The 4,503-nt window shown below is 67.3% G+C and carries 3 protein-coding genes; all 3 read left to right on the plus strand.

The features are described 5' to 3' along the window. Window positions 1-1,058, plus strand: a 1,058-nt coding sequence (locus tag HR086_RS44930) for an acetylserotonin O-methyltransferase (RefSeq protein ID WP_254626739.1), incomplete at its 5' end; no start/stop codon positions are given. Between the two features lie 224 nt (window positions 1,059-1,282). Continuing rightward, window positions 1,283-2,107, plus strand: coding sequence for a hypothetical protein (locus HR086_RS44935; protein ID WP_174455358.1), 825 nt, complete (start codon window positions 1,283-1,285; stop codon window positions 2,105-2,107). A 126-nt stretch (window positions 2,108-2,233) separates the two neighbouring features. Continuing rightward, entirely contained in the window at window positions 2,234-4,393 is a 2,160-nt protein-coding gene (locus HR086_RS44940; RefSeq protein WP_174462116.1) for a flotillin family protein, read from the plus strand. Window positions 4,394-4,503: the final 110 nt, after the last annotated feature.

Genomic DNA, 4,503 nt, shown 5'->3' on the forward strand with positions numbered 1-4,503 from the left:
GCATGAGCCAGCAACCTCGTCCCGTCAACGCCGCCCCTGCCGCCCCCAGCTCACCTCCGCCCGCGGTCGTGATGACCCAGATGGTCTACGGCTTCTGGGTCTCTCGCAGCCTGCAGATCATGGCGGAGCTGGGTATCGCGGACACCATCGGTGATGAGCCGAAGAGCGTGGAGGAGCTCGCGCAGGCGAGCGGCACCCATGCTCCGGCGTTGAGACGCATGCTCAGACTCCTGACCGGCCTGGGGGTGCTGGTCAAGGACGAGCAGAGCCAGCGTTTCGGTCTCACGGAGCTGGGCAGGATGCTTCAGAAGGACAGCCCGGGCTCGGTGTATGGCTCACTGCGCGCGCATGGCCACCTGCTGTCCTGGCAGGCGTGGGGAGACCTGGTGTCGTCGCTGAAGACGGGGCAACCCTCCGTGGAGAAGTTCATGGGGGACAGCTTCTTTGGCTACATGTCCAAGCACCCCGAGGACGCGGCCATCTTCAACGGCAGCATGGCCGCGTATCAGAGTCTCAACGCTCCGGCGGTGGTGGGCGCGTATGACTTCTCCACCGCGAAGTCCGTGGTGGACGTGGGCGGTGGAACGGGCACGCTGCTGGCTCACATCCTCCAGTCCCATCCGAACCTCCGGGGCGCGCTCTTCGAGCTGCCGCACGTCAAGGCGGAGGCCTCCGCGCGCCTGTCGAACCTGGGCATGGCGTCGCGCAGCGAGGTGCTGGAGGGCAACTTCTTCGAGAAGATTCCGTCGGGTTACGACATCTACATCCTGTCGCAGATCCTCCACGACTGGGACGACGAGCGCAGCCTGAAGATCCTCACCAACGTGCGCGAGGCGATGCATCCGGGCGCGAAGCTGCTCATCGTGGAGACGGTGCTGCCGGGCGACAACGTGTCGCACTTCGGAAACCTCTACGACATGGCCATGCTCGTGCTGGTGGGCGGCCAGGAGCGCACGGGGACGGAGTACACCGCGCTGTTGGAGAAGGCCGGGCTGCGCATCCAACGCGTGCTGCCGACGTACATGCCGCCCAGCGTGGTGGAGGTCGTCCCCGCCTGAGTCGGGCGTTCCCTCGGCCCGGCGTCGCAGCTCACGCCGGGCCCGTGCTCCGATGTCCGGGTGGGGGTGGACCCCGGACGCCCGTCGCGGCCCTCCAGGAGTCGTGAAGCCGGGGGCTGCTTGACGATGCGGGCTTCGCTCGGAGGCTCGGCGAGCGTCCGTCCAGGAAATCGACGGGGGCGGTTTTCGGAGGGAATCAGGCTCGATTAGAGTCCCGGGCGACGATGACGCCCTTCTTCGACGCCATCCTCGCGTTCCCGACCGCGATCTTCACCACCGCCATGGGCGTGGTGCTCACATATTGGCTGTTCGTCATCATCGGGGCAGTGGGTATCGACCTGCTCGATGGCGGCCACGTCGACTTCGAATCGGGTGGAAAGGCGCTGGGTGCGGCGTTCGAGGGCGGGGGCAAGGCCCTGGCCGGGACGCTGGAAGGTGGAGCGAAGGCTGCGGGCGAGGCCATCCAGGGCGGCGGCAAGGCGATGGGCGCGCACGACCACGACGCGCACGTGGACGGCGGCATCCTCTCCACGCTGGGTTTCGCGGGCATCCCGCTCACGGTGTCCGTGAGCCTCGTCTCGTTCTTCTCGTGGTTCCTGTCGCTCGTGGCGACCCCGCCCGCGCACGCGGCGCTCGGAGGCGTGCTTCCCTCGTGGTTGATCAGCAGCGCGGTGGGGCTCTTGTGCTTCGTCGCGGGGCTGGTGATTTCGGGCATCGCAGTGCGGCCGCTCAAGCCCGTCTTCGTGGCGCGCAAGGCGCCCGGGCGTGACTCGCTGATGGGCCGGGTGTGCACCATCTCCAGCGGCGGTGTCACGGACCGCAACGGCCACGCGACGTTCGAGGACGGCGAGGCGGGCTTCATCTTGAACGTGGTCTGCTCGAAGAAGAACGGGCTCAAGCGGGGAGATCCCGCGCTGGTGCTGTCGTACGACGCCCAGCGGGATGTCTACGAGGTGGAGCCCGTGGACTGGCTGTTGCCGGAAGAGATGGATCAGCTTCGCGACCCCGCTCGGGCCGCGGCGCTGGCCCGCGCGCGAGCGCGTACATGACTTGAGTCGAGGCGCGGTCCGCTCAGGGGGGCGGACCGTGTGTGGATTCGACGCCAGAGGGCTTTCGCGGGGGATCTCTGGCGCCTGATACAAGGCCCGCTGTCAATACTTCACAGGAAAAAGGCCATGGATCCCATCACCTTGGTAGCCGCCGTCGGCGGAGGCGTCATCCTCCTCACGGGCATCGTCCTCACCATCGTTCGCCTGTACCGGCAGGTGGATCAGGGCAAGGTGCTCATCGTCAACACGCTGAAGACCGAGCCGCTCGTGACCTTCACCGGCGCGGTGGTCTTCCCCATCATCAACCGGGCCGAGGTGATGGACATCGCGCTGAAGACGGTGGAGATCGACCGTCGCGGCAAGGAAGGCCTCATCTGCCAGGACAACATCCGGGCGGACATCAAGGTCACCTTCTTCGTGCGCGTGAACAAGACGCGTGAGGACGTGCTCAAGGTCGCCCAGTCCATCGGCTGCGTGCGCGCCAGCGACCAGGAGACGCTCGAGAAGCTCTTCGAGGCCAAGTTCTCCGAGGCCCTCAAGACGGTGGGCAAGAACTTCAACTTCGTGGACCTCTACACCAAGCGCGCGGAGATCAAGGACAACGTGGTGGAGGTGATTGGCCGGGACCTCAACGGCTACATGCTGGAGGACTGCGCCATCGACTATCTGGAGCAGACCCCGGTCGAGATGCTCGACAAGGACAACATCCTCGACGCCGAGGGCATCCGGAAGATCACCAAGCTGACCACCGAGCAGAACATCGTCACCAACGAGCTGCGCCAGACGGAGCGCCAGGCGGTGACGAAGCGCAACGTGGAAGCCGACCAGAGCATCTTCGAGCTGGAGCGTCAGCGTGAAGAGGCCTCCGCGAAGCAGCGGCGCGCCATCGAGACGGTGCAGGCCGAGGAGTCCGCGGAGACCGAGCGCGTGAAGCAGGAGCAGTACTCCAAGGCGCAGCTCGCCCGCATCAAGGCGGAGCAGGAGATCCTCGTCCAGGAGCAGAACAAGTCGCGCGACGTGGAAGTGGCCCAGAAGCACCGCGAGCGCGAAGTGGGAGTCGAGGCGGAGAACGTGGAGCGCGCCCGCTCGCTGGCGGCCATCAGCCGGGAGCGTGAGACGGAGCTGGAGCGCATCGACAAGGAGAAGGCGCTCGAGGAGCAGAAGAAGAACATCGCCGACGTGGTGCGCGCTCGCATCGCCGTGGAGAAGACGGTGGCGCAGGAGGAGGAGCGCATCAAGGACCTGCGCGTGGAGTCAGACGCCCTTCGCAAGAAGCAGGCGATCATCATCAACGCCGAGGCCCAGGCGCAGGAGAAGACCGTCAAGGACGTGAACGCCGCCAAGGCCAACAGCGAGATGGCGGTGTTCATGGCGAAGGAGAAGCTCACCCTCGCCGAGGCGGACCTCGAGGCCGCCGACAAGACGGCGAAGGCGAAGATGCGCCTGGCCGACGGTATCCAGGCCGAGTCCGCCGCCGAGGGCCTGGCGGGCATCCGCGTGAAGGAAGCCGACGCCGCGGCCACGGAGAAGCTGGGCATGGCGCAGGTGCGCGTGAAGGAGGCGGAGGCCGGCGCGATCGAGAAGCAGGGCCACGCGCAGGCGCAGGTCGTCCGTGAGCGGCTGCTGGCGGAGGCCGCGGGTGAGCAGGAGAAGGGAATTGCCCGGGCTCGCGTGCAGGAGGCCGAGGCGGTGGCCATCCACAAGCGCGGCGAGGCGGAGGCGTTCGCCACGAAGGAGATGCAGCTCGCCGAGGCCTCGTCCATCCAGGAGAAGCTGTTCGCCGAGGCCCGGGGCCTCGCGGAGAAGGCGGCGTCCATGAAGTTGATGGACGGCGTGGGCCGCGAGCACGAGGAGTTCCGCCTCAAGCTCAACAAGGAGCGCGACATCGAGCTGGAGACGATCCGCGTGCGCAAGGACATCGCCCATGCCCAGGCCGAGGTGCTGGCCAAGGCGTTCGCCAACGCGAAGTTCAACATCGTCGGTGGCGACGGCCAGTTCTTCGAGCGCTTCGTCAAGGCGGTGTCGTTCGGCACCGCGGTGGACGGCGCGTTGGACCACGGCGAGGCCCTGAAGACGGCGCTGGGGGGCTACCTCAACGGCCAGAAGGACCTGCCGGCGGACCTCAAGGAGATCCTCTCCAAGCCGGGTCTGAGCAATGACGCGCAGAACCTGGCGGTGGCGGCGCTGCTGCACCGCATGACGCCCGGCCCGACGGACCCGGCGGCGAACCTGAAGGCGCTCTTGGGCGCCGAGGGCAAGCCGTCCGCCTCCGACAAGCAGGGCTGATTCGGGCAGCAGAAGGGTCCGCCCTCGCCGAGCGCGAGGGCGGGCATGGCGTCACGACGACCTCGCCCCCAAGCCTTCCGGGGTGGCGTCCTTCCCATCCGGGCGGGACG

It is taken from the genome of Myxococcus sp. CA039A, assembly GCF_013336645.1.
Taxonomy (GTDB): domain Bacteria; phylum Myxococcota; class Myxococcia; order Myxococcales; family Myxococcaceae; genus Myxococcus; species Myxococcus llanfairpwllgwyngyllgogerychwyrndrobwllllantysiliogogogochensis.